Below are 14221 nucleotides of genomic sequence, written 5' to 3' on the forward strand. Positions count from 1 at the left end.
GAGTCGTGTCGTGGAGTACGCGAAAGCGGTGCTCCGTCTCGCTGGGGAGTAGGCGAGGGTAGAGGAGGCTCATGTCGTGGCCTCTCGTGGAAATCTGACGCCGGCGTGGACGTCGGCTCTGAACCGGGACGGGTCCCTGCGGCGTTCGTCGCGGAGCCGCTTGATCGCCTGCTCGGCGGACTCACCCGGACGCGCCAGGTACGTGCGCACGAGCGCACGCACCAGACCTGCCATAGTCAAATCGCCGTCGGGGTCGTCCGACGGGGTTTCATCGACGAACGCATCATCGTCCAAGGCCCGTCCCACGAGGTCGGTGATGATATCGACCTCGAGCACACTCCACACCATTCCGGAGAGCTCGCCCTGCGCGGTCTCCATCGCCTGCTTGACCGCAGGATTGTCCTCGTTCAACAGCACGAGCAGACTGCCCATCGCGGCTTGCTGCCAGTCCCCGCCGTCCATGCTCACGTACCAGGCGGAACCCGCCGGGAGACCGGCCTCCCTGAAGGACACCGGGGCGACGGGCAACAGACCTGCCCCACCCTCGAGATGGATGCGTTTCTGATCGCTCCACAGGATCGACCCGGCCCGGGTGGCGACGAAGGGCTCGCCGGCAGGCAGGTCGGTGGCCAGTTCTATGAGTGTCTCGACGGTCAGGAAACCGCCGAGCTGAGTGCTGTCGGCTGAGATCTGTACCTCGCACGAGGTTCGATCTGAGTGCGCAGGGAGCTCCTCCACGAAGGCGGACTTGCGAAGGAGTGACGTCGAAGGCCAGTAGCGTACGCACAGGCGCAACGGCGCATCGGTTGGCAGTCCGCAGTCCTTGCGGAGCTCGGCGAGGTCGATCTCGACCACCCGCCCCAGCGTGATGTCGGTGGTGTAGTCCCAGGCCGTGAGCGCGTCGGGTGCGGGCTCGCCGGTCGCGTCGCCAGATCTCCACTGCTCGGCGTGGACTCGCTCGACGGGCTTTCGGTAGGGCCAGACGCGAACGCTCATGAGCGCCCCGCCACGTTGACGTCGATGAGCACGTCGGCAACAGCGCTGATGAGTAGATCGAATTCGGTGGCATCGCCCGAGTGGTAAAGGACTTCTCCGTACACGATGCGGCCGTCTGCCGGCACACGCCAGCCGTATACCTCGGGCTGTATCGCACCAGTGGGCGACTGGCTCTCCGTTCCTCCGTCGCCGGTGACGACTCGCACGGAACCTTCCACCCGATCAGGCCCGTGAAGCCGAACCGGTTGCACCACAACCGGTATCCCGTTGATCACTTCGAAGTGCGGCTCGGCCGTCAGGGTCGGCCTGCGCACGCTGTGCCTTCTTCCGCCGCCTTGTTCCCAGCGGCCGTCACGCGGCCCGCCCTCACCCTGTGGCGACAGCCCCGAGGGCGTCGGCGGGGCCTGCGTTCGCGATGCGTCGTCGGGGACGGGCGCCACGATGGGCCGAGAGGTCCCGGGAAGTGGGACGGCGGGCAATACGGCGGCTCCCGTTCCGCCGGGGCCCGCCAGCAGATGTCCCAGCCGTTGTGCCACCGAGCCCATGGCGTAGGCGCCGACTTTGACGGCCCTTCGTGCCTGGGCTCCGCTCAACCTGTCGCATTGTTCCTTCAGTCGCCGCCCGGTGGTGCGTACGAAGGTCGCCTCTCGCCCCTGCAGTTGCTGATGCTCCCATGCGTCGTGGGTCGGTGGCTCCGCTCGTGCGAACGTCTGATCCAGTTCGTCGGTCACCTTGAAGACGGCGGCATAGCCGGCGTCCGGGTTCGATCTCTCCGGGCCGGAGTGATACCGGACCACGAGCTCGGGGCCGCGGAGAAGACAGACATGGTGCGGAGCTCCCTCGATGCCGAGTTCACGGGCTGCCAGGGAGGTCACGGAAGCGCCGTAGGTGTACTGGTGGGCGAAGTGCCCCAGGTCCTTGCGCGGCTTGCCGCAGGCCAGTGGCTGCGCGGTGCCTTCGGCGACCTTGTGATAGGCGGACGCGAAGTCGGCGAGCGTCGCATCGGACTCGGCGTTCGGAACGGCGATGTCCGCGCCGTTCGCGGTGACGGCGACATCCATGCGTACGGCTCGATCGACGAGCGTGATCGGCCACAGGTTCCAGGCTGCCGCGTTGGCGAGGTAAGCGCCTGCCTCGGGCACGGACAGTTCCGGGGTCGTGTCCGAGTCCGGCAGGCTGGGGTCCGTCAGGTCGGGATCGACCACGACGAGTGTCGTTCCGGTTTCCTCTGTGTTGAAGGCGGGGATGCCCAACTCGCGAGCGATTGCGTCCGCTTGAGCGTCCCGCAGCGGCTCACAGTGTTCCTGCTCCGGTAGACCCCACCAGTGTCGTCCGGTGTACCGAGAATCTCCGTCCCAGAAGGATTGGCGAATGGCGACGCCGATGAAGCGCGTGCACAAGCGTCCGTCATCGCTCTCGAAGCGGGTATAGACGAGGACGCAGCCGGCTTTCGACAGTTGGAACAATGCGCTCTTGCCGTACCCATACGTACCCCCGCTCGACGTGTTCGTGGCTCCGTCACGGTCGCCGCTGTTGAGCACGAATCGTGCCCATTCTCTTCGCGTGGTCCGTCCGGCGTCGGAACGGGTGGGGCCGGCGAGGCCGGTGGTGCCGCGATCGGAGACCGCGAGATATCGGATGGCCCCCGCTTGCGTGAGAGAACGGAACATGCCGTTCTCGTGCCCGACGTTCGAGGAGCCCTCCGAGAACATGCGGCGCCAAGCGGCGGCGTGACCGGCGCCGACGGTGCTCAGGTCGAGTCGGAACCGGACGACAGATAGCTCCGGCAGGCGGGCATCCCATGAGTTCTGGGCCGCTTCGCGGACGAGCAGCGTCAGCTGCGACAGACTGGGGCGGCCGAGTTGGCTCAGCAGACCGTTTGCGGTGATCCCACCGTCGGCGCGAAAAGGCTGTGCGTACCAGCCGGGTTCGCTCATAGATCGGCCCCTACGCGCTCGAGTACGGGCTCCCGGTCGGTGATGTGCGGGACTGCGTCGAGGTCTATCTGATATTCCAGATCCTGGACCCCGACGGGGACGGCTGCGCCGACGAAGTTCTGGGGGATGACCCGAGGAAAATCCTCGGATACCTCGTACCAGCGTTGCTCCGTAGCGAGAAAACGGGTTCGGCCTATCGGTCCCTCGTCGTCTTGCGGGAGACCGAGGGCCGTCAGCCGGGTCTCCAAGGCGCCGAGATCGTCGGTCATCCTGCGACACTCGTCGAGCATCTCGAGAACGGAACGGGCGCCGGGGGCCGTCGATTCTGTGACTCGCAACCAGGCGAGGGTGAGCGTGCCCTGCTCGGGCGCCTCCAGCTGATCCACACCGTGGATGTGGACGACGCGACCTTCGGCGGACGCGGTGCCTTTGACCTCGATGGCGTGGTGGGAGCCGCGGAAGTCCTGTGGGCACCCCAGGGGGCCCAGCCAAGTACGAACGGCCCGCGGATCCACACCCAACAGCTCCTCCAGCACGACGAGTTCGGCGAACAAGCCCGCCAAACGCGGGACGGTCCATCGACTGGATCCTCCTCCGAGTAGGAGCCTCCAGGCGTGCAACGTACGGACGATGAGTGAAGGCGCCCGATCGGGCTCCATCGCAATCAACCCGGCCAGGTCCGCGACCAGTCCTGTGAACGTTCCGGCGAGATCGCGTCGCCGACATGCGATATCGGCGTAGCGGACGGGCAATGCGTCGTCGCGGGACAACGTCCGAGTGGTGAGATGGACGCCGGCGCTGCGGAGGTCGTCATCGATTCTGTCGCCGGGGCCGATGGGCACGAGCAGGTGACGCAGCCCCTCGGAATCACGACCGAGCCGAAGCGCACCGTTTGTGGTTCCGACCTCCAGTCCTGCCGTGATCATCGCGTTGTCGATCGTTGTAGCGGCCTGCTGGTCGAGCAGGTCCCAGAGCCCCTCGAGTAGGTCACGCAGGCGGAGAGAGGCAACTGACCAACGGTGCGCGGTCATGCAGCGGCCTCGTTACCGGCATCGAGATCCTGGTAGAGCACCGAGAGGTCTTCGTCCTCGTCCTCGCCTGCGGACGGGAAGACGCGCGAGAGATCGGCTTGGAGGTAGTCGTACTCGACGCCCAGGTCCGGCCCGCTGGTCGGCTCGGGGAAGACGAGGGCGACGCCCCAAACGATCTCCCCCGGTGCCTCCAGCGGGGCTCGACCCGTCACCGGCTGCTCCTCGCCGTTCTTGCGGCGGATGGGCACGGGTGCCTTCGAATCGATCGGATAGAGGAGAACCAAGCCCTTCTCAGGTTGCTGCAAAACCCTCAAGCGCTTGAGTAGTGTTCGGTTAACCGGTCCGTCGCTCTTTGAGAGGTCGAGGTCGAGCGCTTCGTCGCGAGAGCCTGTGAGCGTCTTGATGTCGGCGACGGGCTCGTCGGCCGAAGATGCCAGACGGGTACGGACCACGGGATCTACCGAAGCCTCATGAGGCAGTTCGACCCGGCCGCTCTCGGAAGTCGGTTTCTTCCCGATGACTCCGACGTTCCAGTGGCTCAAGCCGCCGGAGTTTTTACTCCTGTTGCCGATGTAGTCCTGCAGAAGATTGCGAGCCGCATCGAGACCCTTGGGGTCGAATTGGTACTCGCCGATAAAATTGAGGACGTGGTCCACGGGAATGCCACGCCACAAGGCGCGACCATCGGCAATATTTTTGTCGAATGCCCCATCGCGATCCGCGGCGGCCAACAACTTCCACACGGAAAAAGCGTTCTTGGCATGCCATCGCTCGTCTTCGTCGTTATTCCTGCATGGGAAGTAACGAGTTTCGACGAGCTGCCCTCCGTAAGAGGCTGCAGCACGGACGGCGTTCTTCGATTTAGAGGGAGCGGTCACCTTCATCTTCGGATGAGAGCGGATCCGCACGCCCATATCGAGTGGAGTGAGATGTTCGGTAAGGTATCGATCGATCTCGATACGCATTTCCTCTTCGACCGTCGCCAGGTGGGCGAACCAGCCCCGGGTTTCGTCAGGCATGAAGATGCGAGGAAGGTCCTCATAGCCTGGGCGGTATCCAAACCAACGACCCATCTGAAGTAGTGTGTCGTAAACATTGGACGAGCGAACGAAGAAGCTGACTACGAGGCCCTCCAGAGTGAGCCCCCGGGAGAGTGTGTTGCCTCCCACGGCGATGACATTTACCGGCCCCGAGGCGTAGTCGAGACGATCCGTGCTGCGGTAGTGGTCCATGACGATCCTGGTTGTGGAGACGACCGCCTCCAGAGCAGGGAACACGGTCTCGAAGTCGAACTGTCGATTCCCATCCGCAGGTTTGACACGGCGAGACTCTTCGTCCCACAACATCCGTAGTTCCTCGACGACGCCGTCATTCGCCTGAATCCCCCGGAGAACCTCGCTGCGGAGCGTTTGGAGGACGGGGTGATAGGAGTCATGTACGCGTGTGTCAGTGTGCGCATGGATAAGCATCGAGGAATGCTGGTCGCTCTGCCCTCTCGCGTGCCGCGCAGCGGTGGCCAGCCAAAACCAGAAGACGGCGCGGCGAAGGGAAGGAGCCGCTGCGGGGTTGAAGTCGGGGATTTCTGCTTTTTTCGCCGGCCGTAGGGCGCTCAGCTCCGCTGCGGGAATGCTCCGAATCATGTCGAGTCCGCCGGGAACTTCGGACGGGTCTTCGTGATCGAGGGGGTACCGACCGAACAGCGTCTCCGGCCCCTGATAACGCTCCCCACGAGGAAGGCTAAGGATGAAGTCTCGAGGGTAGAAGTCCTCGTGGTCAACCGGGTCCACTAGAAGGTTGGCGAACGGAGTGGCCGTGTATCCGACGTAACAGACCTTGGGAATTCGGCCGATCACATCTCGGATGAGCGGATTGATCCGGCGAGTGGCGAGGGTTGCCTGATCGGCCTCGTCATCGATGATCAGTGTGGGACAATTGCCGAGTTGCTCGCGCGCTTCCTCAAGCCAGTCTCGCAGCTTTTTGAGCACGGGAGCATTCTTCTTGACCACGAGGAGGAGGTATTGGTCCTTAGAGGCCACCAACGATTGAGCGTTCGCCGGTGGTTGGAAGTCGTGCTCCGGCTTGGTGATCTGATGCCACAACGCTGGATTGAGGTCCACCAGGTCGCGGATGAGCCGGCTTTGGGTCTGCTGGCGCAGTGAGTTGTGGATGCCAGACAGCACGATGAACATGCGGTAGCCGCGGTCTGCGGCCTTGCTCACCACGGCCGTGAAGTTACTCGTCTTGCCGGACTGCACGTGTCCGATGACCAGGCCGCGGGAGCGGAAGTTCGGGGTGGCCGGATGGTCGAGCATCGCTACGACGCGATCGGATGCATCGTCGATCTTCCTGACTTCGTCCGAGTCCAGTTGGCGCCGCAGACGTTTCTCGAATGCCGGCCAGTTCTTGTCTCCTGCACGCGGTCCCGCGTACCAGGCAGGGGCGTTCTCGCGACCGACCGCAAGCGGCTCGCGAAGGCTGACGATCTCTGTTGTGGCGGCCTCATGACGCCGCAGCAACTCTTCGATCACCTCTTCAGGGACGAAGAGGTCGCGGAGCTGCTGTGTGGCCTCGTGCGGGAGCATCCCGTCGAGCATGCTCCGAAAGCGTTCCCAGGCCGCGTCCATACGCGGGTTGCCCACCATGCCTCACAAGTGATCACAGTCGGCCAGCATCCCCTGCCCGGCCGATACGACGTCCTTCCACTGACTTACGCTACCGATCAGCACTGACAACGACGACGGCTCGTCCGGATCGGCTCGCATTACGGAGCCATCCGACCGGCGTTCACGCCGTTGTGATCGCCGGTTTCGGCCAAGAGAGAGGTAGGGCCCGTACGGCCGTCGAGGGCGGGGTCTGACGGATGGGTGCATCCGCCTACCCACCACGACGTGTGTTTCACACGGGCTGCTCGACGGGCGAAGCCCCCCGAATGGGAAACAGCCCATGAGCTTCCACCCCGTTGCTCAGGTGCCCGGCCGGAAGCGGTGCAGACTCCGGTGCCGCCGCACGGCAGGCGATGGCCTTCTTCACGGCGGTATCGCGAGCTTCGTTTCCCAGGCCCAGAGCGGCGGCGAGGATGTGGACGCCGAGGAGGGGAGGGATGGCGTTGCCGATCTGTTGTGGAATGTCTTTCCCCCGCCACGGGTAATCCCTGGGAAAGCTCTGCAACTGTCCGGCCTCGGGATCGTCGAAACGGGGGTCGGCGTCGAGGTGCCCCGGAGGGCCCACCCTGTTTCTGCGAATCTTTCCGGTTACGGTGAACGCTGGCTCATCATGTTGCCGCCTGCCACGCGCCTTGGGGTCTCCTCCGGTGCCGTAGTTGGAGACCACCTCGAACGGCGCCAGACGATCGAGTACGTCGACCATCGTCACGTAGGGCCGCCTGCCTTCCTCCGCAGGCGTGAGTTTCTTTCGGAACGGACGGTGGGTCTTCTCCGGCAGTGTCGCCTGTCCGGGGCGTCGGGCGATCAGCACCGCGCGCTTACGCGTTTGCGGTACCCCGTACTCCTCCGCCCTCAGCACGTCGGTGACGACCGAGTAGCCCTCGTCTTTCAGGATCTCGGCGTAGGCCTCCCAAACCGGCATCACGGTGGTGACCTGTTCCAGCACGATTGCCTCGTACGGCCGCCCCTCCCGGAGGGCGGTCAGCGCCCACCGCAGCGGTTCGAGTACCAGGCCCGTGCGACCTTTGTCCCCTGGGGCTTTGGCGAGCTCGGCGAGCTGGGCTTCGACTTTGGCCCTCTTCCTCTTGTTGTTCTTGCTCTCGGCCATGAGACCGGCCAAGGCGAGGACTTGCGCGAGCGCTCGGCGTCCGGCGCCTCCATCGCGTCCACCCGCGACCGTGTACGTCTGGCAAGGGGGGCCTCCGGCCAGAACCCTCGCCTCCGGAAAATGAGCCGGGTGGAAGGCCTTCACGTCGCCGGAGACGGTGGCCAAGCCCGCTGCTTTGCGCGTCTCACAGGCGTCGGTGTCCAGTTCGATGCCGACGGCGGGAACACCCAGCCAGCGGGCAGCCACGTCCAGCCCACCGGGACCGGCGAAGAGATCCACAATCAGGGGGTCGGGCACGTAGTCTCCAGGCTGTATGCGGTCCCGCGGAGGCGGTCACGAGGGTGTCCCGAACGCGGCCGCCCCGATCTCCCCTCAGTGGGTCGTCATCATCGATCTGACAGAATAACGCCTGTTCACGGTGGCCGGCCACCGTGGGACCCTATCGGCATGCCGAGTCGACACAGATATCCGGCGGTCGTCTTCCGCCCGCCTCCTGAGCTCCACGAACGTGCGAAGTGGGCGGTCGCCGAGGTCGGCTCAGACATAAACGCGCACGTGATCGAATTCCTGTGCTGGCTGGTGGGCGACACGGATGATCTCCCTGCGCGACCCTCCACACCGGACGCGCGGGATAGCGGATGATCACGGCCCCAAGGCTGCGCCGGGCGTGATCAATCAGTCGCTGCAAGGACCTCGACGTGGCGACACGTGATCACTCCAACGTCCCGTTCTCGATCAGATCGCGCATGGCGTCCTCAGCGCGGCGCACCACGATGCGGCCGTCGCTGTGGCTGAAGGCCACCACCGAACTGCCAGGTGAGAGCCCTGCTTCAGCGAGAAGTCCAAGCGGGAGCTCGATACGGCCGTATTCGTCGATCTTGATTTCCGTCGGTTCGCGAATCATGCGACTCAGTCTGGCAGGCCTCGTCTGGGGGCGAGTCGAGATTCAGGAGCCGTGCGGGTTCCGGCGCCGACGAGCACCCGCGCGTTCGGCTCGAGCTTCCTCGATCTCCATCGACAACCGGTCGTACACCTCGCGTACACGCAGGGCGGCCGTCGTCGGGTCTTCATGCTCCCACACGCGGAGAACCTCCCACCCCGCCTCGCGCAGCCACTGATCCGTCTGCCGATCGCGCCGCCGATTCGTCTCGAACTTGTCGGTCCAGTAGGCCGTGTTGGTCGCGGACAGGGTGTGGTGCTCGGGGCACCCGTGCCAATAGCACCCGTCCAGGAAGACCGCCAGGTGGACTCGGGTGAAAACCAGATCGGCGGTGCGCCTGACCTTCGGCAGGGGACGGGTCGACACGTTGAATCTGAGGCCCAGGGCGTGGACGGCACTCCGGAGTGCCTTTTCCGGTTTCGTGTCCCTCGGCCTGTTTGCCTGCATGCTTGCCCGGGTGGCGGGCGAGGTCGCCCACGAAGGCTTACCTCTGCGAGGCGTGGTGGTCTTGGCCATGATCTTTCAAGGGAGGGGCAGGACCAGGCGGCGTCGTCTGAACTCGATCGGTCTGCTCTCGACGGCTGTTCACCCGAGCGTACTCGGCCGACGAAGCATGCACGGGCCCATGTCGTATTTCGTCACGGATGCCTGTCGGTGCCCGGCCGAGGCTGTTCCGTTTGCCCGTACTCCCGGATGAGGCTGGCCGTTGCGCGGGTTCCGGGCGAAGCCCTGGACGAGGACAGTGCGACTTGCTGCGCTGCGTCCATCCATGTCGGTGCGTGAGACACACCGTGGGACCCGCTGCCCAGGTCCGCCCCCTGCTCGTCGACGGGAGATCAATACACTCGGATTCCGACTGTGCCCCGCCGTCAGGCGTCCGCAAAACCCCGAATCCGCCCGAAGAGTCACCGATCGCACGTAGGGGAACACCATGGCAGACACCGAGCAGCACTCGAGGCGACGGGCTCTGCGTCGCGAGATCGCCGGCACAATCGGCCTGCTCACAGACGAGCAGGACTTCACCGCGATGCGGTGCTACCGCACCTTCGTCTTCGACGAGTACGAGTCCTATCTTCGGCAGGTGGAAGCCCTGCTGCGGAGCCGAGCGGATGAAGGCAGCCACACCACTGTCGCCCTCTTCGATCCCGAGGAATACGCGGAATTTTGCGCCGACGCCGGTCTCGCTCCCGACGCCCCGGCCAGCCGCAGCCGCTTCACCGCCGAAGTTGCGGCCACCGGCACCACCCTCGCCTATGAGGGACAACCTCTGGTCGAACTCGCCCAGGAGCTCATAGACGGGGCCGTTCGCCAGGTCACCCAGGAGTACGCATCCGAGTTCCTCTCTCATATAGGTCCCTGTGCGACCTGCGGCAAAGACATCGGCCGCGAGGCGCTTGCCCGAGCCTCGGAACTCCTCATGTGCATCGTCCATGCCGCAGGCCCCGGCGACCACCGGCTCGTGTGTCGTGTCTCCGCCGTGCCCGAAACCCTCGTCGTCGGACTGCGCACCGGCGGTGACCTACAACTCGAAGAGACCGAGGCGCTGGAGCTCACCACGGTTCTCGCCTTCGGTATCGCGGCACGCAACGCCGGGTACCTCGTCATGCGTACCAGTGGCCCGGGCGAGAGCGACCGTGTTTACGGCTGGCAACTGCGAGGGGACGCACTCAGGCCTCTGACCGCTGCCGAGGTGTTCCACGCCCACAGAACCCACATCGCATCGGGGCAAACCGACGTCACGGAAACGAACGGTGACTACTGCGAGCCCCCTGACCTAGGCGAACTCGGGCGGTCGGGCGGACACACGCACTGAACGGCCGACGGATGCCGAGCCCGTCGACAGAGTTCATCGTCGACAGGGTTGCTGGCATGGCGAGTCCTCAGATTGGTCGCTTTCCACTTGGCGCTGCGGTGGCCTGGTCGGTTGTCCGGGATCGGCTACGAAGTCCTACGACGGCTTGAGATCAAGCCGTTGCCTGCGCCCATCGCTGTCGGCCGCGTTGAGCTCCGGTTACACCTCGGTGCTGGTGGTCAAGACGGCCGAGGCGACGAAGAATCCGGGACTGGCGAGTATCGGCATGAGCGTCTCCGCCAGCGGCCTGGACATCGCTCCGACCGCCGACGGAGGCTTCGTCGCGCGCGACGGCGACGGCAGCCCGGTCAGCAGGCCCGCAGGCGCACGGCTTCCGACCGGTGTCCTTGCAGCGTGCTTGCGGCGCCAGCGGAAGCATCACCTCGACCGGCTACGAGACGAGCCCTCGGATCCGCAGTGCGAGTTGACTGCGGTCTAGTACTGCTTGCGGCTTCCCGTCCGGATCGGTGACAAGGAGCACTTCCCCGGAAGAGCCGCTCTTGGTGAGTGCGGCGACAGTCACCTTGGCTGGAATCTGGTAGATCGTGGTCGGGGTATCGTGCCCAACGACCGATCCAACTAGAAGCTTACTTCCGTCGCCACCTGCGGCTTTTTCAGCAGCGTGGAGCTCGGAGAGGCTTACAGGCTGATACTCCGTTTCGCCTATCTGCACGACGGCCGCGCCTTGCTTTCTCCGCCCGAGGAGCAGAATTGCGTCTGCCACGCTTGTCTGCGGGGTGATCAGCAATGGTGCATCAGCGCTTGAGAGCAGCTCTTCGACCGGTAGATCTGCTACTTCTCTGTAGCTAACCACAACCTTGCCTCCGCCTCATACATTCACGGGAGGATTTACGACTGGGACATCGGCTCCGCCTGGCGGATTCTCTACTCGATCTGCGAGATCCCAGATCCTCTGGTTCTCTGCCTGGCTCAGGGCTTGCCCGATCAGCGTCGGCCAACCCACGCCCACGATGAAGGCTTGCAGATAGGCCAAGTTGGTCCCGTAGGGGAGTTGTAGTACGGCGGCGACCGCAGCCCCGATCAGAATGAAAAATCCGATCCTCGGAGAGCTGAGGCCTGTGGTCGCAGGTTGCCCCTCGCCGCGCAGTACAACCTTTTCGAATCCTGGCCGCATCCTCTTGGTGATTGGATCGCCAAGAAATCCCATCAGGAGCGCACCCAGAAAAGCCACGCCTCCTACGACGCCGATCAGCGCCGCCAGAACGAGCTCTCCGTTGAGGTGATCCCCGAAGAATCCTGCGTACATCATGCACTCCCATCGCCAGTAACGATGGGCATCGCGACGCCTACTGATCAGGTTATCCCTATACGGCAGATGTCGCACCTGGAGGGTTCGTACGCCAGGTCCTGCGAATTCAAGGTACGGGGTCCGCCTCACCCGGCGGAAAATGCGGTATAAGTGCCGACTGTGAGTCCGGAGAAGGTGACCAGTTGGCGTGGCTTGAGGCAGGTGAAGGTCGCGTGCATTCCGATTCCGGCGGCGATCGCGTAGGGAATCGTCGCATGGATAAGTAGCGTGGGCGGCAGCGCGATCTCCGTCGCGATGACGGTGGTAGCGATCAGCTTCCACACTCGCATGTCGCGGTCGGTGAGGTTGCCCAGGTGGTGGCGGATGAATCGGGGCACTGTGAATTGGCGCCTGTACGGCAGTTGTTCTCTGACCTGTGTGAGGACGTGGACCCACTGGGCGAGGTACAGGCCGGTTCGGAACTGCGGGGAGCGTAGTTTCTGCCAGGCGCTGTTCCAGTAGATGTCCGTGGTGATCAGCACGAGGAGGCACTGCGCCCAGGTGTTGGCAGTGCTCGGCGTGTGATCGATGGTCGTTCCCTGGCCCAGATCGCCGGCGATGAGGAGACAGCCACCGGTGAGCAGGGTGTACCGGACGGCGTTGGGGCTCTTGAGGTAGAGCAGCTCCATCGCGGCTCCGGCCAGGAGCAGCAGGAGTGAAAGGCGCGGCAGCGGCCCGGCGGTCAGGGTGACGGCGGCCGCCGTACGCAAGATCAGCGCAGGCCGGTACACGCCGGCCAGAAGGTGTGCTCGCCGGGCTCCGAAGCGCTGCTCTGCAAGGTGCAGGCTGAGGGATCCGGAGGTGAGCCGGCTCCAGCCGCCCTGGCCGATGGACAGCGCGAAGCGCAGGGTGCAGACCGTGCCGAATACGATCCGGAACCATTGCAGCCGCCCGGGGTCGGTCGGGTACTGGAAGCCGGAGGCGAGGGCGTCAAAGAACCACACGGCTGTCCGTCACCTCCAACGGCCTTTCGCCGGACGCCGACAGGACGCGGCCGGTGCCGTCGATCCGGTCGTACCGGCCGATGCTGGTGAGGTGGTTGATGACTGTCTGGAGCTGGGGCGGGCCGAGCAGGAAACTCCCCGGGGACAGGTACTCGTAGACGTTGACCGGTTCGGCGTGGCCGTTGTTGGTGCCGGTCAGGGTGACGATGGTGAACGTGGCCCGGCAGAACATCTTCCATCGCAGCCAGCGGCCGGGCAGGCGGGTGAAACCGGTGATCATCCACAGCACCAGCGCGCCGGTGACAGTGAGTTGGGCAGCGGACAGCACGGACTCGGGCATGACGAGGCCTCCGAGAACGGGAGGATGAGGGTAGCGCCCTGGGAGGGCGCGCGGGTCAGCGCTCGGGCTTGGTGGGCCGTTCCAGCAGCGCGGCCATGGCCTGGCCGAGGCTGATCTTGTCGTGGAGGAGGGCGGCGATGGTTTCCGTGATCGGCATGTCGACGCCGTGGGCTCGCGCCAGTTCGAGGATCGCCTCGGCCGACTTGACGCCTTCGGTGGTCGCCTGGGTGGCGGCGGTCACCTGCGCGACGCTCATGCCCTGCCCGAGGTAGGTGCCGAAGGTGCGGTTGCGGGACAGCGGCGAGGTGCAGGTCGCCACCAGATCGCCCAGGCCCGACAGGCCGGCGAGGGTCGCCGGGTCGGCCCCCAGGGCCGTGGCCAGTCGGGTCGTCTCCGTCAGCCCACGCGTGATGAGCACGGCCGCCGCGTTGTGGCCCAGGCCCATGCCGTGGGCGATGCCGGTGGCCAGGGCGATGACGTTCTTCACCGCGCCGCCCAGCTCGCAGCCGATCACGTCGGTGCTGGTGTAAGGCCGGAAGTAGGCGGTGTGGCAGGCTGTCTGGAAGCGGCGGCCGGTGTTCTCGTCGGGGCAGGCGACGGTTGCGGCGGCGGGTTGTCCGGCCATGATCTCGCGGGCCAGGTTGGGCCCGGACAGTACGGCGATCCGGTCCGTGTCCACGCCGGTCACCTCGGCGATGACCTCGCTGGCCCGCTTCCCGCTGTCGCGCTCGATGCCCTTCATGAGCGACACGATCACGGTGTCGGGCCCGATGTGCGGTGTCCACGCTGCGAGGCTGGTGCGCAGAGACTGGGCGGGGATGGACAGCACGAGGAAGTCGGCTCCGTACAGCGCGGCCGCGGGATCGGTGGTTGCCTTGAGTGCGGCGGGCAGCCGTACGTCGGGGAAGTAGCCGGGGTTGCGATGGTGGGTGTTGATCGCGTCGGCGATCTCGGCGCGGCGGGCGTGCAGGATGACGGTGGTGCCGGCGTCGGCGAGGATCTTGGCGGCGGCGGTGCCCCAGGATCCGGCCGAGAACACTGCCGCGCGGGCGGGGTGCTGGCTCACTGCGGCGTGCTCTCCATGGTCGCGGGGGTGCGGGC

The 14221-nt window shown here is 65.3% G+C and carries 13 protein-coding genes; 1 reads left to right on the forward strand and 12 read right to left on the reverse strand.

What is annotated here, in order from left to right:
* Positions 1-69: 69 nt before the first annotated feature.
* From ACFULQ_RS11565 to ACFULQ_RS11595, 7 genes are all read right to left on the reverse strand, one after another.
* On the reverse strand, positions 70-996 hold the full coding sequence (locus tag ACFULQ_RS11565; RefSeq protein ID WP_383541468.1) for a hypothetical protein: 927 nt from the start codon (positions 994-996) through the stop codon (positions 70-72).
* Complete coding sequence (locus ACFULQ_RS11570) at positions 993-2933, reverse strand: hypothetical protein (protein ID WP_383541471.1); 1941 nt, start codon at positions 2931-2933, stop codon at positions 993-995. The genes ACFULQ_RS11565 and ACFULQ_RS11570 overlap by 4 nt, the downstream gene beginning before the upstream one ends.
* Positions 2930-3964: a PD-(D/E)XK motif protein gene (locus ACFULQ_RS11575; protein ID WP_383541474.1), complete on the reverse strand. Its 1035-nt coding sequence runs from the start codon at positions 3962-3964 to the stop codon at positions 2930-2932. The genes ACFULQ_RS11570 and ACFULQ_RS11575 overlap by 4 nt, the downstream gene beginning before the upstream one ends.
* On the reverse strand, positions 3961-6606 hold the full coding sequence (locus ACFULQ_RS11580) for a Z1 domain-containing protein (RefSeq protein ID WP_383541477.1): 2646 nt from the start codon (positions 6604-6606) through the stop codon (positions 3961-3963). The genes ACFULQ_RS11575 and ACFULQ_RS11580 overlap by 4 nt, the downstream gene beginning before the upstream one ends.
* A gap of 253 nt (positions 6607-6859) precedes the next feature.
* Complete coding sequence (locus ACFULQ_RS11585) at positions 6860-8032, reverse strand: DNA cytosine methyltransferase (protein ID WP_383541480.1); 1173 nt, start codon at positions 8030-8032, stop codon at positions 6860-6862.
* A 415-nt stretch (positions 8033-8447) separates the two neighbouring features.
* Positions 8448-8639: a hypothetical protein gene (locus ACFULQ_RS11590; RefSeq protein WP_383541483.1), complete on the reverse strand. Its 192-nt coding sequence runs from the start codon at positions 8637-8639 to the stop codon at positions 8448-8450.
* Between the two features lie 42 nt (positions 8640-8681).
* The gene (locus tag ACFULQ_RS11595) at positions 8682-9191 is read right to left on the reverse strand and encodes a very short patch repair endonuclease (protein ID WP_383541486.1); all 510 of its coding nucleotides are present in this window, start codon (positions 9189-9191) and stop codon (positions 8682-8684) included.
* Between the two features lie 415 nt (positions 9192-9606).
* Here ACFULQ_RS11595 and ACFULQ_RS11600 point away from each other — a divergent pair, with 415 nt between their 5' ends.
* Positions 9607-10488 (forward strand): hypothetical protein, encoded by an 882-nt coding sequence (locus tag ACFULQ_RS11600; RefSeq protein WP_383541488.1) that lies wholly within the window; start codon positions 9607-9609, stop codon positions 10486-10488.
* 430 nt (positions 10489-10918) lie between these two features.
* On the opposite strand, the gene ACFULQ_RS11605 is transcribed toward ACFULQ_RS11600, so the two are convergent.
* From ACFULQ_RS11605 to ACFULQ_RS11625, 5 genes are all read right to left on the reverse strand, one after another.
* Positions 10919-11341 (reverse strand): hypothetical protein, encoded by a 423-nt coding sequence (locus tag ACFULQ_RS11605; protein WP_383541491.1) that lies wholly within the window; start codon positions 11339-11341, stop codon positions 10919-10921.
* Between the two features lie 15 nt (positions 11342-11356).
* A complete protein-coding gene (locus ACFULQ_RS11610; RefSeq protein WP_383541493.1) occupies positions 11357-11797 on the reverse strand; it encodes a hypothetical protein in 441 nt (146 codons plus the stop codon).
* 125 nt (positions 11798-11922) lie between these two features.
* On the reverse strand, positions 11923-12780 hold the full coding sequence (locus ACFULQ_RS11615) for a hypothetical protein (RefSeq protein WP_383541495.1): 858 nt from the start codon (positions 12778-12780) through the stop codon (positions 11923-11925).
* Positions 12767-13120, reverse strand: a complete 354-nt coding sequence (locus tag ACFULQ_RS11620) for a hypothetical protein (RefSeq protein ID WP_383541497.1) — start codon at positions 13118-13120, stop codon at positions 12767-12769. Before ACFULQ_RS11620 ends, ACFULQ_RS11615 begins: the two co-directional genes overlap by 14 nt.
* A gap of 55 nt (positions 13121-13175) precedes the next feature.
* The gene (locus ACFULQ_RS11625) at positions 13176-14186 is read right to left on the reverse strand and encodes an NAD(P)H-dependent glycerol-3-phosphate dehydrogenase (RefSeq protein ID WP_383541500.1); all 1011 of its coding nucleotides are present in this window, start codon (positions 14184-14186) and stop codon (positions 13176-13178) included.
* Positions 14187-14221: the final 35 nt, after the last annotated feature.

This window comes from Streptomyces sp. NPDC057253 (assembly GCF_042669125.1).
GTDB lineage: Bacteria > Actinomycetota > Actinomycetes > Streptomycetales > Streptomycetaceae > Streptomyces.